20 protein-coding genes and 1 pseudogene are annotated in these 22,433 nt (G+C 42.1%); 6 read left to right on the top strand and 15 right to left on the bottom strand.

All coding sequences use genetic code 11. From position 1 onward, the window contains the following. Window positions 1–73: 73 nt before the first annotated feature. The 4 genes from vga(F) to yycF form a co-directional block, all read right to left on the bottom strand. Complete coding sequence (vga(F), locus tag C1G53_RS11855) at window positions 74–1,453, bottom strand: ABC-F type ribosomal protection protein Vga(F) (RefSeq protein ID WP_238139147.1); 1,380 nt, start codon at window positions 1,451–1,453, stop codon at window positions 74–76. Between the two features lie 252 nt (window positions 1,454–1,705). Beyond that, a complete protein-coding gene (locus tag C1G53_RS11850; protein ID WP_044753470.1) occupies window positions 1,706–2,509 on the bottom strand; it encodes an MBL fold metallo-hydrolase in 804 nt (267 codons plus the stop codon). A 6-nt stretch (window positions 2,510–2,515) separates the two neighbouring features. Continuing rightward, a complete protein-coding gene (gene vicK / locus C1G53_RS11845) occupies window positions 2,516–3,865 on the bottom strand; it encodes a cell wall metabolism sensor histidine kinase VicK (RefSeq protein WP_105118773.1) in 1,350 nt (449 codons plus the stop codon). Then, window positions 3,858–4,562 carry a response regulator YycF gene (yycF, locus tag C1G53_RS11840; protein ID WP_105114647.1) on the bottom strand — a complete coding sequence of 235 codons (705 nt, stop codon included), beginning with the start codon at window positions 4,560–4,562 and terminating at the stop codon, window positions 3,858–3,860. The genes vicK and yycF overlap by 8 nt, the downstream gene beginning before the upstream one ends. Before the next feature lie 190 nt (window positions 4,563–4,752). Between yycF and C1G53_RS11835 the strand changes: the two genes are divergently transcribed. From C1G53_RS11835 to C1G53_RS11820, 4 genes are read left to right on the top strand one after another with little or no spacing between them, the layout of a single operon-like run. Beyond that, on the top strand, window positions 4,753–5,514 hold the full coding sequence (locus C1G53_RS11835) for an amino acid ABC transporter ATP-binding protein (protein WP_105114648.1): 762 nt from the start codon (window positions 4,753–4,755) through the stop codon (window positions 5,512–5,514). A gap of 10 nt (window positions 5,515–5,524) precedes the next feature. Then, entirely contained in the window at window positions 5,525–6,370 is an 846-nt protein-coding gene (locus C1G53_RS11830) for a transporter substrate-binding domain-containing protein (RefSeq protein WP_105118772.1), read from the top strand. A 14-nt stretch (window positions 6,371–6,384) separates the two neighbouring features. Then, window positions 6,385–7,083 carry an amino acid ABC transporter permease gene (locus tag C1G53_RS11825; RefSeq protein ID WP_105118771.1) on the top strand — a complete coding sequence of 233 codons (699 nt, stop codon included), beginning with the start codon at window positions 6,385–6,387 and terminating at the stop codon, window positions 7,081–7,083. Between the two features lie 12 nt (window positions 7,084–7,095). Next, window positions 7,096–7,755: an amino acid ABC transporter permease gene (locus C1G53_RS11820; protein ID WP_105118770.1), complete on the top strand. Its 660-nt coding sequence runs from the start codon at window positions 7,096–7,098 to the stop codon at window positions 7,753–7,755. Window positions 7,756–7,861: 106 nt separating this feature from the next. On the opposite strand, the gene C1G53_RS11815 is transcribed toward C1G53_RS11820, so the two are convergent. The 7 genes and pseudogenes from C1G53_RS11815 to ccpA form a co-directional block, all read right to left on the bottom strand. Next, window positions 7,862–8,725, bottom strand: coding sequence for a hypothetical protein (locus tag C1G53_RS11815; RefSeq protein ID WP_105118769.1), 864 nt, complete (start codon window positions 8,723–8,725; stop codon window positions 7,862–7,864). 66 nt (window positions 8,726–8,791) lie between these two features. Next, complete coding sequence (gene thrS, locus C1G53_RS11810) at window positions 8,792–10,744, bottom strand: threonine--tRNA ligase (RefSeq protein WP_105118815.1); 1,953 nt, start codon at window positions 10,742–10,744, stop codon at window positions 8,792–8,794. 154 nt (window positions 10,745–10,898) lie between these two features. After that, a pseudogene (locus C1G53_RS11805) lies at window positions 10,899–11,087 on the bottom strand (MazG-like protein); the annotation flags it as partial. 453 nt (window positions 11,088–11,540) lie between these two features. After that, window positions 11,541–11,888 (bottom strand): hypothetical protein, encoded by a 348-nt coding sequence (locus C1G53_RS11800; RefSeq protein ID WP_105118768.1) that lies wholly within the window; start codon window positions 11,886–11,888, stop codon window positions 11,541–11,543. Window positions 11,889–11,969: 81 nt separating this feature from the next. Next, on the bottom strand, window positions 11,970–13,283 hold the full coding sequence (locus C1G53_RS11795; RefSeq protein WP_105118767.1) for a glycosyltransferase family 4 protein: 1,314 nt from the start codon (window positions 13,281–13,283) through the stop codon (window positions 11,970–11,972). Beyond that, window positions 13,284–14,282: a glycosyltransferase family 4 protein gene (locus C1G53_RS11790; protein ID WP_105118766.1), complete on the bottom strand. Its 999-nt coding sequence runs from the start codon at window positions 14,280–14,282 to the stop codon at window positions 13,284–13,286. It abuts the gene before it with no gap. Window positions 14,283–14,408: 126 nt separating this feature from the next. Continuing rightward, window positions 14,409–15,410, bottom strand: coding sequence for a catabolite control protein A (gene ccpA, locus C1G53_RS11785; RefSeq protein ID WP_161941431.1), 1,002 nt, complete (start codon window positions 15,408–15,410; stop codon window positions 14,409–14,411). 209 nt (window positions 15,411–15,619) lie between these two features. Here ccpA and C1G53_RS11780 point away from each other — a divergent pair, with 209 nt between their 5' ends. Beyond that, on the top strand, window positions 15,620–16,705 hold the full coding sequence (locus C1G53_RS11780; RefSeq protein WP_105118764.1) for a M24 family metallopeptidase: 1,086 nt from the start codon (window positions 15,620–15,622) through the stop codon (window positions 16,703–16,705). 435 nt (window positions 16,706–17,140) lie between these two features. On the opposite strand, the gene tgt is transcribed toward C1G53_RS11780, so the two are convergent. After that, window positions 17,141–18,283, bottom strand: a complete 1,143-nt coding sequence (tgt, locus tag C1G53_RS11770; protein WP_105118762.1) for a tRNA guanosine(34) transglycosylase Tgt — start codon at window positions 18,281–18,283, stop codon at window positions 17,141–17,143. A 166-nt stretch (window positions 18,284–18,449) separates the two neighbouring features. Between tgt and C1G53_RS11765 the strand changes: the two genes are divergently transcribed. Next, the gene (locus C1G53_RS11765; RefSeq protein ID WP_105118761.1) at window positions 18,450–19,298 is read left to right on the top strand and encodes a DUF975 family protein; all 849 of its coding nucleotides are present in this window, start codon (window positions 18,450–18,452) and stop codon (window positions 19,296–19,298) included. A 474-nt stretch (window positions 19,299–19,772) separates the two neighbouring features. Here the strand turns inward: C1G53_RS11765 and C1G53_RS11760 are convergent, their stop codons facing one another. From C1G53_RS11760 to C1G53_RS11750, 3 genes are read right to left on the bottom strand one after another with little or no spacing between them, the layout of a single operon-like run. Beyond that, complete coding sequence (locus C1G53_RS11760) at window positions 19,773–21,059, bottom strand: FAD-binding oxidoreductase (protein WP_105118760.1); 1,287 nt, start codon at window positions 21,057–21,059, stop codon at window positions 19,773–19,775. Further along, window positions 21,052–21,810 (bottom strand): FAD:protein FMN transferase, encoded by a 759-nt coding sequence (locus C1G53_RS11755; protein ID WP_105118759.1) that lies wholly within the window; start codon window positions 21,808–21,810, stop codon window positions 21,052–21,054. The genes C1G53_RS11760 and C1G53_RS11755 overlap by 8 nt, the downstream gene beginning before the upstream one ends. Continuing rightward, complete coding sequence (locus C1G53_RS11750) at window positions 21,807–22,292, bottom strand: FMN-binding protein (protein WP_105118758.1); 486 nt, start codon at window positions 22,290–22,292, stop codon at window positions 21,807–21,809. Before C1G53_RS11750 ends, C1G53_RS11755 begins: the two co-directional genes overlap by 4 nt. Window positions 22,293–22,433 lie beyond the last annotated feature (141 nt).

Raw genomic sequence — 22,433 nt, 5'->3', positions numbered from 1 at the left:
TAGAAATATCCTTCTTATTATACCACAGGAAAAAAATATTTTTTAGACCTAGCTTCCTTTTGAGAAATTTTTTCTAGTCTATTAAGCTACCATCCTTTATCCACCACTTACTTGTTGCGACCTTATCCACAAAGTCTTGGTCATGAGAGATCACCAAGATACTTCCCTGGTATTCCTTCAAAAATCTTTCCAGGGCTTCAATAGCTGTCAGATCTAAAAAATTAGTCGGCTCATCTAAAATCAAGAGATTAGCATCAGTCAATAGTACTTTGGCCAAGGAAAGCCGAACACGTTCACCACCAGATAAATTTGCCACCTTCTGCTGGACCTTATCATAAGAAAGTCCCAACATGCCTAATAAATTGAGAACCGTTATCCTATCTTGAAGCGACGTCGAGCTAGCATTCACAAAGGCTGTCTCCTCTTCATTAAGACTGGTCAAATCCTGGGAGAAATAGGCAATTTTTAATTTTGGATTGTAATAGCCTTCTAATTCTTTTGAAATCAATTTCCGAACAAAACTGGTTTTCCCAGTACCATTTGACCCAACCAAAGCTAGTTTATCCCCAAAAGTCATGCCAAGTTGAGGAAAATCAAATAAATAGGTTTCCTCAATCCAGAGCTGACCAGCCTGCAAGCGAAAGAGACTGTGAAGTCCCGTATCCAAGGCACCTTTCGCTTCCATCTTTACCCACCTTTCCTTTCTAGGTTGTTCAACCTTGTCCAAACGCTCTATCCGTTCTTCCAAATGCTTGGCAGTCTTGGCCATAGACTTGGCTTGACTATCATAGGAACCCATCATAGCATTAACCTTCCACTCAGACGATGAAACACCTTTCTTTTTCTTCCCCATCTTCTGAGCCTTGGCTTGACGTTCATGTTGAGCTTTTTTCAGTTGGGCAACTTTTTTCTGATAGGCTTCATAGGCCTCCTGCTGTCCTTCTCGTCTAGCCCGGCGACTTTCTACAAATGCCTCGTAATTCCCAGGATAAACCTGAACCTTTCCTTCTTCTAAATGCCAGATATGACTGGCTATTTGATTGAGAAAATACCGATCATGACTGACAAGCAGTAAACTGCCACGAAAACGTTTGATTTGCTTGATCAGCTTTTCCTGGTGTTCTTGGTCCAGATTGGCTGTCGGTTCATCCATGATTAACAACTGTGGTCTTTGGGCAAAAGCCTCTTGAATAGACTTCCAAACCTGTTCCCCACCTGAAAGTGAGCTCCTATCCTGTAACTGGGGTACATAGGCCCAGTCTGCTTTTACCTCAATCTGACCAGCAAAATCCCTATCCAGTCCTAGTAAGATTTTCAAAAAAGTAGACTTGCCAACACCATTATTTCCAACCAAACCAACCTTTTGACCAGCTTGAAGGCTCAACTGCTGGATTGTAAACAAGCTACGCCCTGCAATCTCCTTCTCTAATTGAATACATTTTATCATTTCCATATAGACCTCTTTTCTTCGTAAAAGGACTTATATCTTTGAAAAGTGCATGCAAAAAAGCCATGCAAAACATGACCTTTCCCTATGGAAAAGTCACATGAATAGTAAGCCCTTATGAGCAGTATTATCCCTTGTATCGTCGGTTCATGTAACCTCACAACAAGTTTTAAGAACGACTAATAAGTAGCTTAATTATTCATGTAACTTCACCTCACGTATTTTATATATTTATTCTAAACAAGTTCAATGAATTTGTCAAATCTTGGTCAAGGGTGTCGCTGTATCTGGCGAGGTATCATAGACCTGGAAATCCACTCCAACTCCTAAATCAGCCTGCGCCAACTGATTAACCATGGTCATGTGAGCCAATTCCTTGATATTGTTTTCCTTTGATAAATGCCCTAGATAAATCTTTTTAGTCCGATTTCCTAGTGAGCGAATCATGGCATCAGCTCCATCCTCGTTACAAAGGTGCCCCTTATCTGACAAAATCCGTTGCTTGAGGTTCCAAGAATAAGAACCCGCACGCAAGATTTCAACATCATGATTAGACTCAATCAAATAGGCATCCGCATTCGCCACAATCCCAGCCATTCGATCACTGACATAGCCAGTATCCGTTAACATAACAAAGGACTTATCATCCTTCATAAAACGATAAAATTGAGGACAAGCCGCATCATGACTGACCCCAAACGACTCAATATCTAGGTCACCAAAGGTCTTCATAGCCCCCAATTCAAAGATATGTTTCTGAGCTTGGTCAATCTTCCCCAATTTGCTTTCCATTGCCTGCCAGGTCAACTCATTGGCATAAATATCCATACCATATTTACGCGCCAAAACACCGATACCATGGATATGGTCACTATGTTCATGCGTTACTAAGATAGCATCGATATCTTCTGGCTTGCGGTCAATTTCTGCCAAAAGGCTGGTAATCTTTTTTCCTGATAAGCCAGCATCTACCAAGATCTTCTTCTTATCCGTTTCCAAATAAAAGCAATTCCCACTCGATCCCGAAGCTAGAATACTGTAATTAAATCCTTTTCCGATCATATTCCCCTATTCTTCTCCATCTGAATCATCCCACTCATCCATTGTAATATCCTTACTGTATGGCAAGACGATGGTAAAGGTTGAACCATGTCCATATTCACTCTTGGCCCAAATGAAGCCCTTGTGTTGCTTGACGATTTCCTTGGCAATGGCCAAGCCTAGACCGGTACCACCCTGGGCACGCGAACGAGCCTTATCCACACGATAAAATCGGTCAAAGATCTTAGGTAGGTCAGCCTTTGGAATGCCTAACCCTTCATCAGAAATGGATACAATCAACTGACTATCCGTCGTTTTCATACTAAAGGTAATGGTCCCCCCATCAGGCGAATACTTAATGGCATTGTTTAAGATATTGTCTAGCACCTGGGTCATCTTATCCGTATCAATCTCCACCCAAATAGGGCTGATTTGATAGTCACGCACAATGGTATAAACCTTATCTGACTCAGCATTTTTCATCTGGTCAAAACGGTTAAGGATAAAGGTCACAAAGGCTGTAAAGTTGATTAGTTCGACATCTATTTGACCAACCTGGTTATCAATCCTTGATAGACTGAGCAAGTCCGTAATCATCCGCATCATGCGATTGGTTTCATCAAGGGAGACCTTGACAAAACTAGGTGCAACTGATTCCGTCAAGGCTCCCTCATCCAAGGCCTCTAGGTAGGATTTGACGGATGTCAAAGGTGTACGGAGTTCGTGACTGACATTAGATACAAATAGACGGCGTTCCCGTTCCTCCTTAGCCTGCTCGGTCATATCATGCAAGACAACAACAAGACCAGAAATCAAACCACTCTCACTCCGAATAGTCGCAAAATTGGCCCGAAGGGTTAGAAACTCCTGGTTCTCATTGGTATGGTCCAAGACAATTTCAGGTGTTTGTGCCAACAAATCACGCAGACTATATCGATCCTTAATATCCAAAACATCTAATATCTGCAAGGGCTCCTGTTTCTTACCGGCTAGCCCCAATTGCTTTTGTGCCATATCATTGATCATGATAATCCGACCAACTCGGTCCGTCGCAATTACTCCATCACTCATATAAGAAAGAATGGAACTCAGACGGGTTTTCTCTTGTTCTAAGCTATCATGAGTTAGACGAATGACTTCCGACAGATCATTGAGCGAGTTGGCCATGTCCGTAATTTCTGGACTGCCTCTCATATCCAAGACCTCCGTATAATCGCCATCCATCAAGGCTTTCACACGCTGATTGAGCTGTTTGATTTGCTTATTATCCCTATGGTTTTCAATCAACAAGACCGTCAATGCAATCAAAAAACCAATGAGAATAACAACAAACCAAAACTCTGCTGTTGTCATTAAATAACGTAATTGATTAATCATTTCCCTTGATAAAGTATCCTACACCACGACGGGTCAAAATATATTCCGGTCGGCTCGGTGTATCTTCAATTTTTTCACGCAAACGGCGAATAGTTACGTCCACCGTACGCACATCTCCAAAATAGTCATAGCCCCATACCGTTTCTAGCAAATGCTCCCGGGTCATGACTTGCCCCAAATGCTTAGCTAAATGATGCAACAATTCAAACTCACGGTGGGTTAATTCCAATTCTTTGCCATGCTTCTTAGCAACAAAGGCATCTGGCAAAATGACCAAGTCCCCGATGACCAATTCAGGACTGCCAGTATTCTCAACGGACATCTGTGTTTCTGACAATTCGCTTCTACGCAAGAGAGCCTTGACACGCGCCTGCAATTCACGATTAGAGAAAGGCTTGGTCACATAGTCATCTGCCCCAATCTCTAGTCCAATCACCTTGTCAAACTCACTATCCTTGGCAGACAGCATAATAATGGGAACATTGCTGGTCTTACGGATGGTCCGAGCAACTTCTAAACCATCCAACTCTGGCAGCATCAAATCCAAAATCACAATATCTGGAAATTCAGCTTCAAAAACTGCCAAAGCCTCTCGACCATCAAAAGCCGTCACGACTTCATAGCCCTCACGGGTCATATTAAATTTAATAATGTCTGAGATGGGTTTTTCATCATCTACAATCAAAATTTTTCTCATAATTTCTTACCTTAATTATCTTTATTTCTTCTATTATATCAAACTTACTTAAAAAATTCATAACCAGAGTTAACTAACATAGTTATGTTATATCTTATCACATATCCTATATTAAATTGTCTGAATTTACTTGACTTTTAATATAGGGAGTGATATCATGCTATTATCTTACATAAAAAAGGAGATTACTATGGCTTTAGTAGAATTTAAAGATGTAAACAAATACTATGGTGACTACCATGCTCTTCGCAATATCAACTTGGAATTCGAACCTGGACAGGTTGTTGTTCTCCTTGGACCATCCGGTTCTGGTAAATCAACTCTTATTCGTACCATCAATGGACTAGAAACTGTCGATCAAGGTAGCCTTGTTGTCAATGGACATACCGTATCCGGCTCATCTGTCAAAGAATTGGTAGCTCTTCGCAAGGAAGTCGGCATGGTTTTCCAACACTTCAATCTCTATCCACATAAAACTGTGTTAGAAAATGTTACCTTGGCACCGATTAAGGTTTTAGGCATTGATAAGGCTACTGCTGAAAAGACTGCCAAGAAATACCTTGAATTCGTAAACCTCTGGGACCGTAAAGATTCCTACCCTGCCATGCTATCGGGTGGTCAAAAGCAACGTGTTGCCATCGCCCGTGGTCTAGCTATGCACCCAGAATTGCTCCTATTTGACGAACCAACTTCTGCCCTTGACCCAGAAACAATCGGCGATGTTCTTGCAGTTATGCAAAAATTGGCTCGTGATGGAATGAATATGATTGTCGTAACCCACGAAATGGGCTTTGCTCGTGAAGTTGCTGACCGAATCATCTTCATGGCTGAGGGGGAAGTATTGGTTGATACAACCGATGTCAATGGCTTCTTTGACAATCCTACTGAACCTCGTGCTAAACAGTTCCTCAGCAAGATTATCAACCATGAATCAGACAAGGTCAAACTCTAGGAGGTTGCTTATGACAGATAAAAAAGTCAATCTATTTTTAGCCGTCAGGCTTGCTATCATCAGCATCTTAACGCTGTTCTTTATCCATATCAATCAAACCGTTGTCCAAACAGAAACACCTGCACCTATTACTAATAGCGACCAGGTTCAAGCCATCATTGATAGGGGCGTGCTCCGTGTCGGAGTGAAACAGGACGTCCCTAACTTTGGCTTTAAAAATCCGGATACTTATGAATTTGAAGGCATGGAAATCGACATCGCTCGTAAAATTGCTGATGAGTTGGGAGTGGATATTGAATTCACCCCTGTAACAGCCCAAACTCGTGGTCCCCTCCTTGATAATGGACAAGTAGATATGGTCATCGCAACCTTCACTATTACCGATGAGCGGAAGTTGCTTTACAACTTTACAAGCCCTTACTACACAGATGCTGTAGGTTTATTAGTCAACAAGGATAGCGGTATCGAAACCTTCACTGACTTAGACGGAAAGACTGTCGGGGTTGCTCAAGGTTCTATCACGCGTAAATTGATTACTGACTTAGCTGATAAATATGGTATCTCTGTCTCATTTGCTGAATTGGGTTCCTATCCAGAGCTTTCTGTATCGCTTCGTGCCCACCGTATTGATAGCTTCTCCGTAGACCAATCCATCCTATCAGGCTACATTGGTTCTAAGTCTAAATTACTGGACTTCAGCTTCTCTGCATCTGACTATGGTATCGCCACTAAACTGTCAAACAAAGATTTAAATGCCTACCTGAATACTCTCATTGAAACTTGGCATAATGATGGCAGTTTACAGGCTATCTATGATGCCAATGGCTTGAAGCCTGTAACAGAAACCGACGAATAGAAAGGGAAAATTTTATGACTATCTTGACTACAAGTCCCTATGCTTGGGAAAACTGGGTTAGTTATTTCAATGACTTCCCTCTCTTCTTCCAAGGCTTCCTCTTCACCCTAGCCATTACTATTGGGGCTTTTATCACAGCCATGTTACTAGGCATACTTTTTGGCAGCCTATCTTCTAGCAAGAACAAGCTCTTAAAGGTGCTAGCTCGTGTCTATGTGGAATACTTCCAAAACACTCCGCTCTTGGTTCAGTTCATGATTGTTTATTATGGCTTGCCCTTGATTTCCAACTACATCCTCATGCCGTCCATCTACTGGACAGCTGTTATCTGTGTGGGACTTTACCACGGTGCCTATATCGCAGAGGTCATCCGTGCAGGGATTGAGGCGGTGCCAACTGGTCAGACTGAAGCTGCACTTTCACAAGGCTTTACCCAGTCTGAAACCATGCGTATCATCATCTTGCCCCAGGCTATTCCAACAATCTTGCCACCTTTGACCAACCAAGTTGTAAACTTGATTAAAAACACGGCTACAGTTGCTATTATCTCAGGTGCTGACATTATGTTCATGACCAAGTCTTGGTCTGCTATGAACGCTAACTATATTCCAGCCTTTGCTGGCGCTGCCTTCCTCTACTTCTGTATGTGTTTCCCTGTTGCAAGCTGGGGCCGCCGTATCGAAGAGAAAAATAAGGCTACCTTTTCACACTAAGGAGGTTGAACAATGAATTATGTTTTAGAATTACTCAAGCCTTCAACCTTCCAACTCTTGTGGAGTGGTTTGAAGTTAACCCTTTATATCTCTAGTATTTCGGTGGTTCTATCAGTTCTCTTTGGCATGATTTTAGCTATCATGCGAAATGGGAAAAATCCACTCTTCAAGTGGATTGCGACTATCTATATTGAATTTGTGCGAAATGTACCAAACCTACTTTGGATTTTCACCGTTTTCTTGGTCTTCCAAATGAAGTCAACGCCTGCCGGTATTACTGCCTTTACTATTTTTACCACGGCAGCTATGGCCGAGATTATCCGTGGTGGTCTAAACGCCATCGGACCGGGCCAGACTGAAGCTGGTTTGTCACAGGGTTTTACCCCAGTACAAATCATGGTCTATATCATCATGCCTCAAGCCATTCGTAAGATGCTACCAGCTATCATCTCACAGATTGTAACGGTTATCAAGGATACCAGCTTCCTCTACTCCGTTATCGCTTTGCAAGAGCTTTTCGGTGCCAGCCAAATCCTAATGGGACGCCATTTTGAAGCAGAACAAGTCTTTGCACTCTATCTCATGGTAGCCTTGATTTACTTTAGCATCAACTTCGCCATCTCAAGCCTGTCACGTTATGTGGCCAAGTCTTGGGCGAGTTCGATTGAATAATACTCTTCGAAAATCAAACTCAGCCGTTGTTGACTTGATTTTGATTTTCATTGAGTACTACCAAAACTCCCAGCCAATCGGTTGGGAGTTTTGGTGTTTGCAATAACTACTTTAAGAATGAATGACGATGATCTTTTACCTTGATTGTTACGAAAAAACTTGTCGACTGCACTCCAGGTCTACGAAAACCAATTCTGTAGGTTCCGTCTTCCACATTAGAATAGTCAAATGTTTCGACTTTCTGTTTTAAATCAGCTAGTAATTTATCTTCCTCCACTAAGTCATTTTCTAAACCAAGGTCCTTCTTATTAAAAAATTCAACTTCAATTACCGCCATTTCTTCCTCCATGAGCCAGTCCAAATTTATATCATAAAAACCTGCAAAAGCCCGACCATTATGGCGATTTTCCTCTACCTTTTTATAAAACTTTATCAGTTTTTCATCCTGAGTTTCAAGCCTACCATCCACTTCAAACAAAGTGAAATCTTTTTCTTCCATCAATTTAAATATCTGCTGTGCCTGATTCAGTAAATATTTACCTCTCGGCTGATGCCACATAGCTTGGTCAACGATACCATCAAATTGATACAACATTCCGCTTGGACTATCATCAAAATAGACCGTCATATTTAGTAGTCCGTTTAATGCCTCCTGTCCTTCAATTCGGTTATTGACCAAAGTATCAGAGGATTGAAGTGTAATTGACTGACCATCTATAACCTCAGTATAATCATACTCTAGAACATCCCATGGGTTACCAATGGTTATAGGACGAAATTTTGTCAACTCCACCTTACCAGTGAAACCATATGACTCCATACCCTGTTCAAGCATCGTCTGATACGATATCAATTCCTCTCGAGTAGCCACTTTGGGACTAAAGAGTAGCAATAGACAAAGCAACAAAATGCCAAAGAAACCAATAATTCCTAATATAAGACCTACAATAAACTTCATTATCCTTTTCATTTAAGCACCTCTTTCCTTGACTATTATACCAAAAAAGAAGCCCTTACGGACTTCTCCTTATATTTATTATTCAGCTGTTTCAGCTGGTCGTGACTTACGGGCAATATCTGCTAGGATATGATCCACAAATTCTGTAACTGACTGAGTTTGTGTTGCCTTGCTTCCGTAGCGACGAACGTTGACAGCATTGTCCTCCATTTCCTTGTCACCGACGATGAGCTGGTATGGAATCTTGCTGGTCTGGCTCTGACGGATCTTGTATTGCATCTTCTCGTTCCGCTCATCCACGTGTACGCGAACGCCACGGTCTTGCAATTCTTTAGCAACCTTCCAAGCGTAGTCCAAATGAGCTTCCACAGAGATTGGAATCATAGTCACTTGGGTTGGAGCCAACCAAGTTGGGAAGGCACCCTTGTAGGTTTCAATCAAGATGGCAGTGAAGCGTTCCATAGTTGAGATGACACCACGGTGAATCATAACTGGGCGGTGCTCCTCACCGTCAGCACCGATATAGGTCAAGCCAAAGCGTTCTGGCAAGAGGAAGTCCAACTGAATGGTTGACAGGGTTTCTTCGTTACCAAGGGCCGTTTTCACTTGGATATCCAATTTCGGACCGTAGAAGGCAGCCTCACCCTCAGCTTCAAAGTAGTCCACGCCCATTTCATCCATGGCACCTTTCAACATGCGTTGGGCATTTTCCCACATCTCATCGTTGTCATAGTACTTCTCTTTGTCCTCTGGATCACGATAAGACAGGCGAAAACGGTAGTCGTTTAGGTTGAAATCTGCGTACACATCGATAATCAACTGGAGAGCTTTTTTGAACTCTTCTTGGATTTGTTCAGGTGTGACAAAGATATGACCGTCGTTGAGGGTCATCTCACGCACACGCTGCAAACCAGTCAATGCACCAGATTTCTCATAGCGGTGCATCATACCCAGCTCGGCGATACGCACTGGCAATTCACGGTATGAACGCACATGGTTTTTGTAAACTTGAATGTGGTGTGGACAGTTCATCGGACGAAGAACAAACTCTTCACCGTCCCCCATGTCCATGGTTGGGAACATATCTTCTGAGTAGTGCTCCCAGTGACCTGAAGTCTTGTAGAGCTCAACAGAAGCCAACGGTGGTGTGTAAACGTGCTGGTAACCTGAAGCCAACTCTTTGTCTGTGATGTAACGCTCCAAGGTACGACGGATGGTCGCTCCATTTGGCAACCAGAATGGCAAGCCTTGACCAACTTCTTGGCTGATCATGAAGAGATCCAATTCTTTACCAAGTTTACGGTGGTCGCGTTCTTTAGCTTCCTCACGCATTTGAAGGTAAGCCTTGAGGTCTTTCTTGTCAAACCAAGCTGTACCATAGACCCGTTGCATCATTGGATTTTCGCTCTTACCACGCCAGTAAGCACCAGCCACATTGAGCAATTCAAAAATCTGGATACGGCCTGTTGATGGAACGTGTGGACCACGGCAGAGGTCAACGTATTCACCCTGAGTATAGATGGTCAAACCACCCTCGTCATCCGAGTGTTCTTGAATGAGTTCCAGCTTATATGGATCATTTTTGAAAATCTCCAGAGCTTCTTCCTTAGTCACCTCACGGCGTTCAGAAGGGAAATTTTCCTTGACAATTTTAGCCATTTCTTCCTGAATACGTGGCAGGTCTTCATTTGAAATCTGACCAGCAGCATTGTCCGTATCATAGTAGAAACCGTCCTGAATGGCTGGACCAACGCCCAACTTGATGTCTGGGAAAAGGCGACGAGCCGCTTGGGCAAACAAGTGAGCTGCTGAATGACGCAAGATTGGCAAGGCATCTTCATGGTCAGGCGTTACGATTTCAAGCGTCCCATCCTCTTCAATGGCACGAGTGGTGTCAATCAATTTACCATTGAACTTACCAGCAAGCGCCTTTTTCGCCAAAGACTTGCTGATACTCTCCGCAATTTCAAAAGTTGTCATACCAGCTTGGTACTCACGAACAGCACCATCTGGGAAAGTAATGTTAATCATAATATAAGATATAAAGGGCGTTAAGCGGACACAGACAAAATAGGAAACAGAACGACGACGCAAGCGTCTAGTTCTCGTTTATCTTTTTGGCCCAGTCCGTAGCCCGTATTCAGTTCAACCAAATACGGAGACCCTAGTCCTTTCTATTTTTTATTTATTTTTTAATCCCCAATAACTCTTCTTTTTGAGCTAAAAAGGTTTCCATTTCTTTTTGAATGTCAATATCCAGGCGGTCGGCCAATTCAATCAACCACCAGATATTTTCAGCCAGTTTATGCTCCAAGCTATAGGGCGTTTCATCATAGTAGCGACCCTGCTTGGTCATAATCAGGCGGTTCATGTTGGGAGCGAGAAAGAACTCAACAAATAGAAAAGAGTTGGTCAACAAGTCTTTATTTTAAGTTGTTGAGCTGAAACAGTCTATCCCCAGACTGTTTCACTCCTCAATAGACTACTCTTTCTCATAGTGCTTGAGTTCCAGTTCTCTATAGGCTCTCCGCACATCTTGACACCGTCTTAATAAGTCATCAGGTAGCATCAGTCCTCCTCCAACAGAAAATACGACGCCCTCGCAAAAGGACGTCGTAACGTGGTTCCACCTTCATTCGCAGTCACACCGAAAAGCCTGACTACCTCAGATTGGCGATAAGGGAACCACCCTTTTATGTTTGCATAAAATCCTACCGAGTAGTGTCAATCCTATCCTCTATGTGCTTGCACCCACCGCACACTCTCTCAAAGATTTCCTAGAATTGATAAATCTCTAAGTGCTATTATACCACCTTTTTCCATTTTTTCAAAGACTTTTATTTTTTATGTGACATAGCAGAGCGCCTAACAAGCATCCTACCACTGCACATAGACTATAGATGACCTGATAGAGCCATATCCACTCTCCAAAACTAAAAATAGTAAGAGGAAAGAGGAGAAAGGCTAGGACAGGAACCCTTATGGAAAAACCATGACCACGACCATCAATCAGGCCTAAGATGAATAAGCCTAGTGGAGTATAAAAAAGAATATTGTTAACAATCAAGGCCTTAGCAAGATAAGTATCCAAAAAAGAAGCAAGACCATAGATACCAACATAAAAGAATAAAATAATCAAAGTATGAACCAAGCCTATTTTCATCTTTTTATTCATAAGAAACCTCTTTTTGACTAGCAAATGAGGAATGGAGCTACCCAGGTAATCTCTTTAGAATAAACTATCCCAAGCATCCAATCAGTCAAAGAAATTCCGAATGGATTTGACCTGCTCAACAGATTTTTTCAAAATCTTCACAGTCGTATCCGTTGACTTAACAACAATTTTTTGGGGTAAGTAAATGGTTTCCTTCAAAATTGCTTCTGCTACTGTATCCTGATTGGTGTGTTCCCTACGGAAATCATAGGAAATTTTCAAATCTAAATAATATTCGTAGACACGACGACCAAAATTTGTTGAAGAAATTTCATATAACTTCTTATTCAAAACATGCGCATTCATTGGCGGTGTTGCAACAACGGCTTCTACTACTGCATCAGCCAATTCCTGCTCACGAACAAAGAGGGTTCCAAACATCTTATCCGTTACCACATTCTTCAAATAGGGATTGACATGGGCTAAAATCGGAGTTCCTGAAGCCAGGCTTTCTAAGAAGGTCAAGCCCTGTGTTTCACTAGTCGAGGCGGAGATAAAGAAATCTGCAGCCTTGTAGTAAAGAGCAGTATCACTTGGCGCAATCATCCCTGTTAACTGAACATGTTCTTCCAAAGCCAGTTCAGCAATCAAGTCCTCCAAAGCAGCTGTATAGGGCCCACCACCAACAATGACCAATTTGACCTTGGGATTTTCCGAAAGAATTTTCGGCATGGCCTGAATAATGGCCTGAATATTTTTTTCATGGGAAATCCGTGACAGACTGAGCAACATGGTTTCATCGGTCTCAATTCCCAGTTGTGACCGCAATTCAGCCGTATCCTCTTCTGAAATCTCTGGTCGTTCAAACTTAGCCAAATCAATGCCAGTAGGAATGACCCGTTTGGAAATCGGAATATCGTAGCCGGTCAACAAATCTTCCACAATTTCGCTAGGACAGATAACCCCATCTAAATCACGCAAATAGGCCCGAACAAAATACTTAATCATGCCTGGACGAATAATCCGCCCCTTAGCAATATAATGCACATAATCTTCATACTGGGTATGGTAGGTATGGACAACTGGAATACCTAGTTCTCTAGCCACCATCTTACCCAAAATCCCCAAGGCGAACTCTGTATGGGTATGAATAATATCTAGCTTGTACCGGCTAGCAATCTTCAAGGCGTCTGTAAAGCCTGCATAGGCCACTCGCCTATCTTTAAAGGCAAAAAATGGAACACTGGGAATACGAATAATATCCCAATCTTCATAGCGATTAACATCCTCATCTGTTGTTGTAAAAATAAATACTGTATGACCTAGCTTCTCCAACTCTGTTTTTAAGGTACGAATAGAGGTCGCAACCCCTGAAACCTGTGGAAAATAGGTATCCGTAAACAGTCCAATCCTCATCTACATCTCCAATACTTGACGATAGGCCTCTACCAATTGATGACCAACTTGATCAATTGATCGACTAACGGCGACTTGATAGCCCGCTTCTCGTTTATCTACTTGCTTATCTAAAATCTTTTGAATAGAGGCAACGAAATCATCCACCGTTTGCCCCAACTCTGCACTGGTTTCATCAATCCAGCCTTCATAGACAGGAATATCTCGCAGTACGACATGCTGGCGGCTGGCAAGAGCTTCCAGAACTACAATCCCTTCCGTTTCTTCGTGAGAAGGAAAGAAAAAGGCATCCGCTCCGCTCATTGCACCCTGAAAAACTGCCCCCTTAAAATAACCAGGAAACTCAACATTAGCCGGATGGTCACCTTCTACAATCTTGCGAATATAGGACGGGATCATCCATTTATTGATAGAACCCAGCCAAATAAAGCGGACATGGGGCATCTTCTCTGCAACCTTGACAAAGTCCTCAATCCCTTTACGTCGGAAGTAAAGACCTGCGCAGACAACTACTGGCTGACCTTCCTCAATGCCAAAATGCTCCCTAAACACAGCTTCCTTATGGGGGTCTTTCTTATACTTATCCAAATCAATTCCATTTGATACTGCAACAATCGGAGTAGTCACTCCATAAGACTGGATGAGCTTTTTTGAATAGGTGGAGGGAGTAATAATAAAGTCAGCCTTCTGGTACATGCTAGCCAAGTATTTCCCAACCAAGGGAGCCAATAAATTGGATCCAATAAAGGAATTTTGGAAATCTTCCTTGGTCGAATGCCCATGTAAAATGACCTTTTTCCCATGACGCTTGGCTGCATGAAGCAAGAACCAGGAGCGAGGACCGTAGGTATTGATATGAACCACATCATAGTCCCCCAATAAATCGGTCGTATAGGGAATACCAGCCATATCCAAGGCCTCCATCTGATGATGAAGGGCCCGACCGATACCCGATTTTTCTAAAACTGTTTTTCCTTCAAGATACAATAAAACCTTCATACTCTATATTATATCCCTTTTTGACCATTTTTCCTATCCAAAACCAAGGATTTATAAAAAGACCATCAGCTTAGATGCCTTGGACTTGGCCTCAACATCAAGCATGATGGTCTTTTTTTGTAGCTATTACTTGGTAGACTTACGGATTTTAATACCGTGGTTAAGAATAACTTCGCGGTTATCCAAGTCTTCCTTGTGCATGATTTTGGTCAACATCCGCATAGCAATGGCACCAATATCATAGAGTGGCTGGTTGATAGAGGTTAGATTTGGACTGGTGAATTTTGTAACCAAAGAATCATCACTAGTCACAATTTCAAATTCCTCTGGTACCTTAATTCCCTTATCACTAATACCATTTAACAAACCTGCTGCAATCTCATCTTCAGCAACATAGGCAGCTGTTGCTCCTGCATTTAAGATCCGCTCTGCTAGGGCATAGCCTTCCTCATACTTGTACTTAGACTCAAAGACCAGACCTTCATTAAACTCAATGCCATTGTCCTTCAAGCCTTGCTTGTAGCCAGCTAGACGAACCTTACCATTGATGTCGTCCACAAGTGGACCTGATACAAAGGCTATTTTCTTGTTGTTTTTAGCAAGAAGATGGACAGCATCCGCACTCGCCGCTGCATAGTCAATGTTGACACTTGGCAACTGGTGTTCTAAATCCACTGTACCTGCTAAAACGATCGGTGTCCGAGAACGTGAAAACTCAGCACGAATCTTGTCTGTCAAATGATAGCCCATGAAAATGATACCATCCACCTGTTTAGAGAAGAGGGTATTGACTACGTTAATCTCCTTCTCATCATTTTCATCGCTATTGGCAAGGACAATATTGTACTTATACATATCCGCAATATCATCAATCCCTTTAGCCAAGGTCGCAAAATAAGCATTAGCAATATTTGGAATGACAACCCCCACTGTTGTCGTTTTCTTACTTGCTAATCCCCTAGCTACCGCATTTGGACGATAGTCCAAGCGGTCAATCACTTCCAATACTTTCTTACGAGTATTTTCCTTGACATTTTTATTCCCATTCACAACACGCGATACTGTTGCCATGGATACGCCTGCTTCACGGGCCACGTCATAAATCGTTACCGTATCATCAGTATTCATCATAGACGTTACTTCCTTTCTTTTTCTTTTCTATTTTATGAAAATTACGCTTTCATCCAATTCTAGTGTATCACTTTTTGAAACCACTTTCAAGAGAAAACGGGGATTTTTTTGATAATACTTGCAATTTTTTTCATTTTTTGAAACAATAGTCCATATAATAAACGAAAATTTCATTTCAATTTACTAACATCAGAGAGGTTCATCCTATGTCAAAACTCAATCATGTAACATCCTACCTTGAAACCAACAAATTGGACCTGGCTATCTTTTCAGATCCAGTCAGTATCTACTACCTGACTGGCTACCACAGTGATCCACACGAACGCCACATGATGCTCTTTGTCATGCCCGACCACGACCCCCTCCTCTTCCTTCCAGCCTTGGATGTGGAGCGTGCAGTAGCGACCGTTGACTTCCCTGTAGCTGGCTATATGGATTCTGAAAATCCTTGGAAGGTTATCAAGAGCAAGCTACCGCAGAAAACATTCTCTGCCATCGGTGCTGAGTTTGACAATTTGAACCTGACCCGTTACCACGGTTTGCAGTCCATTTTCAATCAAGCCTTTACGGACATTACTCCGCTTATCAATACCATGAAATTGATCAAGTCCCGTGATGAGATTGAAAAGATGTTGGTGGCTGGTGAGTTTGCGGACAAGGCCATGCAGGTTGGTTTTGACAATATCTCCCTCGATGTGACGGAAACAGACATCATTGCTCAGATTGAATTTGAGATGAAAAAACAAGGCATTTCCAAGATGAGTTTTGATACCATGGTCTTGACAGGTAATAATGCTGCAAACCCACACGGTATTCCATCGACAAATAAAATCGAAAACAACGCTCTGCTATTGTTCGACCTAGGTGTCGAAACCTTGGGCTATACCTCTGATATGACACGGACAGTAGCTGTCGGTCAACCTGACCAATTTAAAAAGGATATTTATAACCTAACTCTTGAAGCCCACATGGCTGCGGTCAATATGATCAAGCCTGGTGTGACGGCAGGTGAGATTGACTACGCTGCTCGTTCAGTCATTGAAAAAGCAGGTTATGGCGACTACTTCAACCACCGTCTTGGACATGGTTTGGGCATGAGTGTCCACGAGTTTCCATCCATCATGAAAGGTAATGACTTGGTTATCGAAGAAGGCATGTGCTTCTCTGTTGAGCCTGGTATCTATATTCCTGGAAAAGTCGGTGTCCGGATTGAAGACTGTGGTTATGTAACCAAGAATGGCTTTGAAGTCTTTACCAAGACGCCGAAAGAACTCCTATATTTTGAAGGATAAAAAACAAACCTCCTACGATTTTGTAGGAGGTTATTTACTTACCTATTTTTTAAGAAAACTTATTAACAGTCGAAAAGCATGGAGCATGAGAATAACAAGAATAGCAATAATATTGATGATAAGTGGTGTTATTACGAAAGCAAGCCCATAAATAGCTATACTAGTTGCATCTCCTATCTCAGCTCTATTACTCAAGTACATCATATATAAATAGCCAGATGCCAGAATGAAAAAAATGACATAAATACCTTTGGACCAACAGTGATATAAAAATATATAAATCAAGGCATTTCCAACTACCGCAGCAATAATAAGGAGTAAAATTAGCCAGTTTTCGACTAGATAAAGGAGCCAAAATGTGAAGGGGAGACTCATCGATACCAACAGAGTCCCTAATATCAGACCTGCTCTTTTAAGAATTACTTTCATACTTGATTAAAAATTTCGTCCATTCTTCCCATAGCCGTACCGTTCCATAAAGTCTTGACGGAACTCTAGCAGGTTATCATCCATGATGGCCTGACGGACATTTTTCATCAGGTTGATTAGGAAGAAGAGGTTGTGGTAGCTGGTCAAACGGATACCAAAGGTTTCATCTGCCTTGAGCAAGTGACGGAGATAGGCACGAGTGTAGTTTTTACATGTGTAGCAATCACAGTTTGGATCAAGCGGTGTAAAGTCTTCTGCAAACTGGGCATTTTTCACTACCAAGCGACCTTGGCTAGTCATGCAGGTGCCGTTACGGGCGATACGGGTTGGCAAAACACAGTCAAACATATCGACACCACGGATGACACCATCAATCAAACTGTCTGGCGCTCCAACTCCCATGAGGTAGCGTGGCTTGTTCTCAGGTAACAATGGCGTCGTGAAGTCCAATACCGCATTCATTTCGTCATGGGTTTCACCAACAGCCAGACCACCGATAGAGTAGCCTGGAAAATCCATGCTGACCAGGTCCTGAGCAGACTGACGACGGAGGTCTTCAAAGCCAGCCCCTTGCACGATTCCAAATAATCCCTGGTCATGCGGACGTCGGTGGGCCTTGAGCCCACGTTCTGCCCAACGGCTTGTTCTTTCGATGGATTTTTTTACATAATCATAAGGCTGGTAAAACTGTGGACACTCATCAAAGCTCATCATGATGTCTGAGCCAAGATTGTTTTGAATGGAAATGGCCTTTTCAGGTGACAGGAACATCTTGCTGCCGTTGAGGTGGTTCTTGAAGGTCACCCCTTCTTCTGAGATATTGCGGCTATCCGCCAAGGAATAAACCTGGAAACCACCTGAGTCGGTCAGGATAGGCTGGTCCCAGTTCATAAACTTATGCAAGCCACCTGCCTGAGCAATCAGCTCGTCACCTGGACGGAGCCAAAGGTGATAGGTGTTGGATAGGATAATGCCTGAGCCCATTTCCTTCAATTCTTCAGGCGACATGGTTTTAACGGTTGCCTGGGTCCCTACGGGCATAAACATTGGGGTTGGGAAGGTGCCGTGAGGGGTGATAATCTCCCCTAAACGAGCACCTGTGTGCTTTTCTTTCTTAATCAAGCGGTACTTGATTGGTAGATCTGTCATGCTTACCTCCAACTAGGAAAAACAGTCCTAGGAATTTAATCTTGCATGGCCAATTAGTCAATTTTACAAAAAACAACCAATTTCCACAGCATATTCCAGTCTATCAAAAAAATACTTTCTTGTCACTTAGAATTATGTTACAATGTTGAGTAAGGAGGTTATGTAGATGTTTACAATTTTTGAGATTAGGGAAAAAGCTCGCCAGACCATTCATCATACAGATGGTATCTATCAAGTAGCAGCTGTTCCCGTTATTCTATCTGTTATCGTTCAATTATTCTCTGCTTCTCGCAATAGTCTTGTTGGCCTGACACCCGAAGACATTGTTAGTCCGGGCTACCTTTTGTCTACCTCCTTGTTTCCTTTATTCTATGGTTTATTACTAGGCTTGCTTCAGCTATCTGTCCTTTGGACCTTATTTCAAGTCACAAAGAATATCAAACAGGTCACGTCATTTAAGGACTGCATCAGCATTTTTTCACATAAGGATTTTGGAAAGGTGTTCAAGACCTATATTTTGAAGAGTTTCCTTCTCTTCCTGTGGGGCTTGATCTTCTATCTTGGGCTTGGTTTAATTATTGGTAGCACCACCGTCACCGCTACAATCATTCTATCAACAGGTTCGACCGACCCAAATCTCCTTCCTCAAGATCTTCTAGCCTTACTGGGGATTTTACTTATTAGCGGTATGTTCCTGACCATCATTGGACTTGCTATCTATATTCCGCAAATTTATGCCTACTCTCAAGTTGAATTTATCCTATTCGAACAGTTGGAGCGGGAGGAATACACTGGAGCCTTTTCCATTATCAAGGCCAGTAGAAAATTGATGAAAGGATACAAGTTCAAGCGTTTTGTATTGGATTTGTCCTTTATCGGTTGGTTTGCGCTTATCGTCATCACCTTTGGCCTAGCCGGCCTATATGTCTGGCCCTACCACTATTTAGCCCAATCTTACTTCCACGAAGGAATTTTAGATGATCAGGCCCAAAAAATGAACTACGTTTATGAATAATCTAACGATAACACAACCTATTTTTTATAAAATATGCATTTCTTTTGGAGGGACACAAGTACGAAGTTCTCTAAAGAGATAGTTTATAAACAGGGATAGAAAAGAAGTTGACCACCATCAACTTCTTTTCTATTATTCAAAATATGCATAAAATAGGCTTTTCATGAATTTGTGTCGATAATTTTTTAAAAAAAAAGGTAAAAATATTGGAATTCTATATAGTTTTATGTTATGCTATCAACTGAGGAATGGTAAGTGTATATTCTTACATCTTTAGAATTGAAATAGGTTTCTTCCTTTCTATTTTTTACGCCATGTGTAGTAGCTTATTCCAATTCTAACATTCCTCTTTCATAGAATTTCCTAGGTCCAGCCTCTCAGGCAGGGCTTTTTTGTGTGCATTAAAAAAGTCAGTTCCCTTGAGAAACCGACTTTACAATATATAAGACTTTCTAATGAGAAGGCAAGATAAACTTACCAACCAAATTCCTCATAGAAAATTTGTGTTTTTGGAACCCCATTTTTTGCCAAGGTCTTGATCCAATAACGAGCCATGACTGGTGGGCCTGACACTAAGACTGTCAAGTCATCAAAGTCATGAGGCAATGCGGACAAAACTTCTGCTTCTTCAAAGGCACCGATTTTTCGGACTGCCTTGAAATTCTCTCTCTCGGCTTCCCAGGATTTGAATTTTTCTTCATAAATCAGGGCCGCTTCAGTAGTTGCACCATGAAAGACTGTTGTATCAATTGTTGGGAACTTATCAATTAGCGACAACAAAGGTGTAATACCAATACCACCTGAAATCATGATAATATTTTTGGGTTGCTGATCTTCTACTACCGTTTGGAACATACCGTAGCCACCGTCCACTCGAATACGAGCTGGAGCTGCAACAGTTTGTAAGGTACGGGTAAAGTCCCCATCTCCACGAATAGCCAGTGTAATCTGATCATGTGCATCAGGGGCATTTACAAGGGAGAAGGGATGGGGCTCAGCCAAGCCCTTAACACCTGGGAAGGAGATAAAGACGAAGTCACCCGCTCTCAATTTAGTAGCCTTGCCTTTAGGTAATTGAATTTGTAATTCGTGAATATTGTCAGCAATTTCACGATTTTCGACTAATTTAGCCGTGTAGCCTTTTGCATTTGGCTTGAATTTGGCCCAGAGATATGACAGGAATACAAAGCCAGAAGCTAAGTAGAAGACCGCCATAAAGCTAGTATTTGCCCGAATATAATCAATCAACTGAACATGGACAAAAATCAAAAAGGTCGCCAACAAGTTCAAGCGATGGAGCCATACAGATACTTCGTGCTTGAAAGTTGTTTCCAATTTACGTTTTAGAGTGGCAAGGAAACGAATTCTAGATGTTAACCAACCCGCCATGAAGACCATTGAATAAATGGCTAAGGACAGGAAGATGAGAAAGGCGATATTACCAGTCTGCTCAATCAAGCCATAAGATGGTAACAGGTTCTTATGCATGAAGGAGAAGTATATGGCCACCAGGCTAAGAATGCCGTGAATCATATAGGCTGCTGGCAGGCCAATCAACCGATCTAGCCACTTAGGTTTGGTTCCAATGTAAATCGCTAAGAGCATCCAGACATAAGCCACGATACCCAAGGCGATGCTGACCTTCATTTGACCAAAACCTGCCGGTAGACCAGTTACGAAGGTATAAATAAATGGAAAGGGTAGGATGAATAAAGCCACCATCCAGGCCAATCCTAAAGCATAGTTATTTTTCTTAATCACGCACTAATTCTCCTTTTTGAAAAAAATGTAGCTGTTGCGGCTTGATATACAAGCCACTAAGTTGGTGATGGGCAATAGCATCAAGCAATGTATTTTCTGGCATACTTAATCCAGCTGTGGCCCAGACATCTGCTCTTGTCAGACTGGTGTCCATAAAGGTTATTTGTTGGAGGTCATTCTTGGATTGGATATGCTGTCCTCGCTTGCTGTAGCCAGATGTGGCAATTGCTCCATTCTTGGCTGTAAATACGGCAAGGATTTCCTGTAGATTATCAGGATTTTCAATGCCAATCTTCCAGACGAAACTACTTGCTTCCTTGGTAGCGAACTGCATATCTCCTCCCCCATTTAAGCAAACTGCTTCAACATCGGGGTGTTGAAGGTAGGATAGGAGTTTATTTTGAAAGATTTTTTCAATCACCCAGCCCTTGACCAGACCAGTTGGATCATAGCTCCCTTTATAGTAGGGGTCAAAGGCACCGTCTGTTTCTTGATGAGCCATTTCTGCTAGGGAAAAGACTTCCTGAAATTCCTGGTCTAACAAAACTGACCTATCTCCGTCTTGAAAACGACATACCAAGGAACTTGGACGAAAGGCTGAAAATTTTTCTTCCAAGCGTTCTAGCTCAGCCAGTATTTCCAAACTTAGACTTTCCAACTCATCTTCCAATTGGCTTGCTTGGGCTGTTGCCAGACTAATGGTAAAGGGCAGGGTCATCGCCTCAACTGTCCTGTTGATGATTTTTTTCATGAGGCTTGGTGAAGGGCATCTTGCAAGGAACCTGTAAAACCTTTATAGGCTTCAGTTGCTCCTGAAATCTGGTTGACTTGAGCTGATTGATTGGAAATAGCTTCTGCAATATAGGTCGGTAGGGCACCGTCATTGATTTCTTGCGATTCAGGGTTATCATTTGGATACTGCAAGATAGTTACGTCGCTGATATTTCCGCCTGAAACAGTTAATTGCACCTGGTAGTCACCGCGGTTGGTTGATGTTACTGCACCTGTATAGGTACCATCTGTCAAGCCTGTGGATTGGCTAGAGCTTGCTTCACTTGTCCCTGCTGCTTGACTGCTTGAGCTGACTTGACTAGAGCTACTTGCAAGCTGACTAGAGCTGCTGGTAGTGGTTTCTGTTGCTGTATCCGTCTGGAAAAAGAGCAAGAAAGCGTTATAGGCTGCTGCGGCCAAGGCTAGAAGGGCGATAAGAGCTGCTGTTAATTTTTTCTTCATGATTTCCTCAATTCTATGTAAGAATACTATTTTCAATAAATTTTCAAATAGTGATTTCCAATTATAGCATGCTAAAAGTTGGAAAGGCAAGAAAAAAATCCCCAATTATAGCTATTTTAAAAATGTTTTAAGAAAGCTTTA

Origin of the sequence: Streptococcus suis (assembly GCF_002960445.1) — a bacterium.
GTDB lineage: Bacteria > Bacillota > Bacilli > Lactobacillales > Streptococcaceae > Streptococcus > Streptococcus hyiners.
Note: the sequence above shows the minus strand (reverse complement) of the source record. Positions and strands in the feature narration are given on the sequence as shown.

What these genes read in the sequence shown, in the direction of transcription:
- C1G53_RS11850 (WP_044753470.1), bottom strand. Translation starts at nt 2,509, where the DNA reads ATGATCGGAAAAGGATTTAATTACAGTATTCTAGCTTCGGGATCGAGT.
- vicK (WP_105118773.1), bottom strand. Translation starts at nt 3,865, where the DNA reads ATGATTAATCAATTACGTTATTTAATGACAACAGCAGAGTTTTGGTTT.
- yycF (WP_105114647.1), bottom strand. Translation starts at nt 4,562, where the DNA reads ATGAGAAAAATTTTGATTGTAGATGATGAAAAACCCATCTCAGACATT.
- C1G53_RS11835 (WP_105114648.1), top strand. Translation starts at nt 4,753, where the DNA reads ATGGCTTTAGTAGAATTTAAAGATGTAAACAAATACTATGGTGACTAC.
- C1G53_RS11830 (WP_105118772.1), top strand. Translation starts at nt 5,525, where the DNA reads ATGACAGATAAAAAAGTCAATCTATTTTTAGCCGTCAGGCTTGCTATC.
- C1G53_RS11825 (WP_105118771.1), top strand. Translation starts at nt 6,385, where the DNA reads ATGACTATCTTGACTACAAGTCCCTATGCTTGGGAAAACTGGGTTAGT.
- C1G53_RS11820 (WP_105118770.1), top strand. Translation starts at nt 7,096, where the DNA reads ATGAATTATGTTTTAGAATTACTCAAGCCTTCAACCTTCCAACTCTTG.
- C1G53_RS11815 (WP_105118769.1), bottom strand. Translation starts at nt 8,725, where the DNA reads ATGAAAAGGATAATGAAGTTTATTGTAGGTCTTATATTAGGAATTATT.
- thrS (WP_105118815.1), bottom strand. Translation starts at nt 10,744, where the DNA reads ATGATTAACATTACTTTCCCAGATGGTGCTGTTCGTGAGTACCAAGCT.
- C1G53_RS11800 (WP_105118768.1), bottom strand. Translation starts at nt 11,888, where the DNA reads ATGAATAAAAAGATGAAAATAGGCTTGGTTCATACTTTGATTATTTTA.
- C1G53_RS11795 (WP_105118767.1), bottom strand. Translation starts at nt 13,283, where the DNA reads ATGAGGATTGGACTGTTTACGGATACCTATTTTCCACAGGTTTCAGGG.
- C1G53_RS11790 (WP_105118766.1), bottom strand. Translation starts at nt 14,282, where the DNA reads ATGAAGGTTTTATTGTATCTTGAAGGAAAAACAGTTTTAGAAAAATCG.
- ccpA (WP_161941431.1), bottom strand. Translation starts at nt 15,410, where the DNA reads ATGAATACTGATGATACGGTAACGATTTATGACGTGGCCCGTGAAGCA.
- C1G53_RS11780 (WP_105118764.1), top strand. Translation starts at nt 15,620, where the DNA reads ATGTCAAAACTCAATCATGTAACATCCTACCTTGAAACCAACAAATTG.
- tgt (WP_105118762.1), bottom strand. Translation starts at nt 18,283, where the DNA reads ATGACAGATCTACCAATCAAGTACCGCTTGATTAAGAAAGAAAAGCAC.
- C1G53_RS11765 (WP_105118761.1), top strand. Translation starts at nt 18,450, where the DNA reads ATGTTTACAATTTTTGAGATTAGGGAAAAAGCTCGCCAGACCATTCAT.
- C1G53_RS11755 (WP_105118759.1), bottom strand. Translation starts at nt 21,810, where the DNA reads ATGAAAAAAATCATCAACAGGACAGTTGAGGCGATGACCCTGCCCTTT.
- C1G53_RS11750 (WP_105118758.1), bottom strand. Translation starts at nt 22,292, where the DNA reads ATGAAGAAAAAATTAACAGCAGCTCTTATCGCCCTTCTAGCCTTGGCC.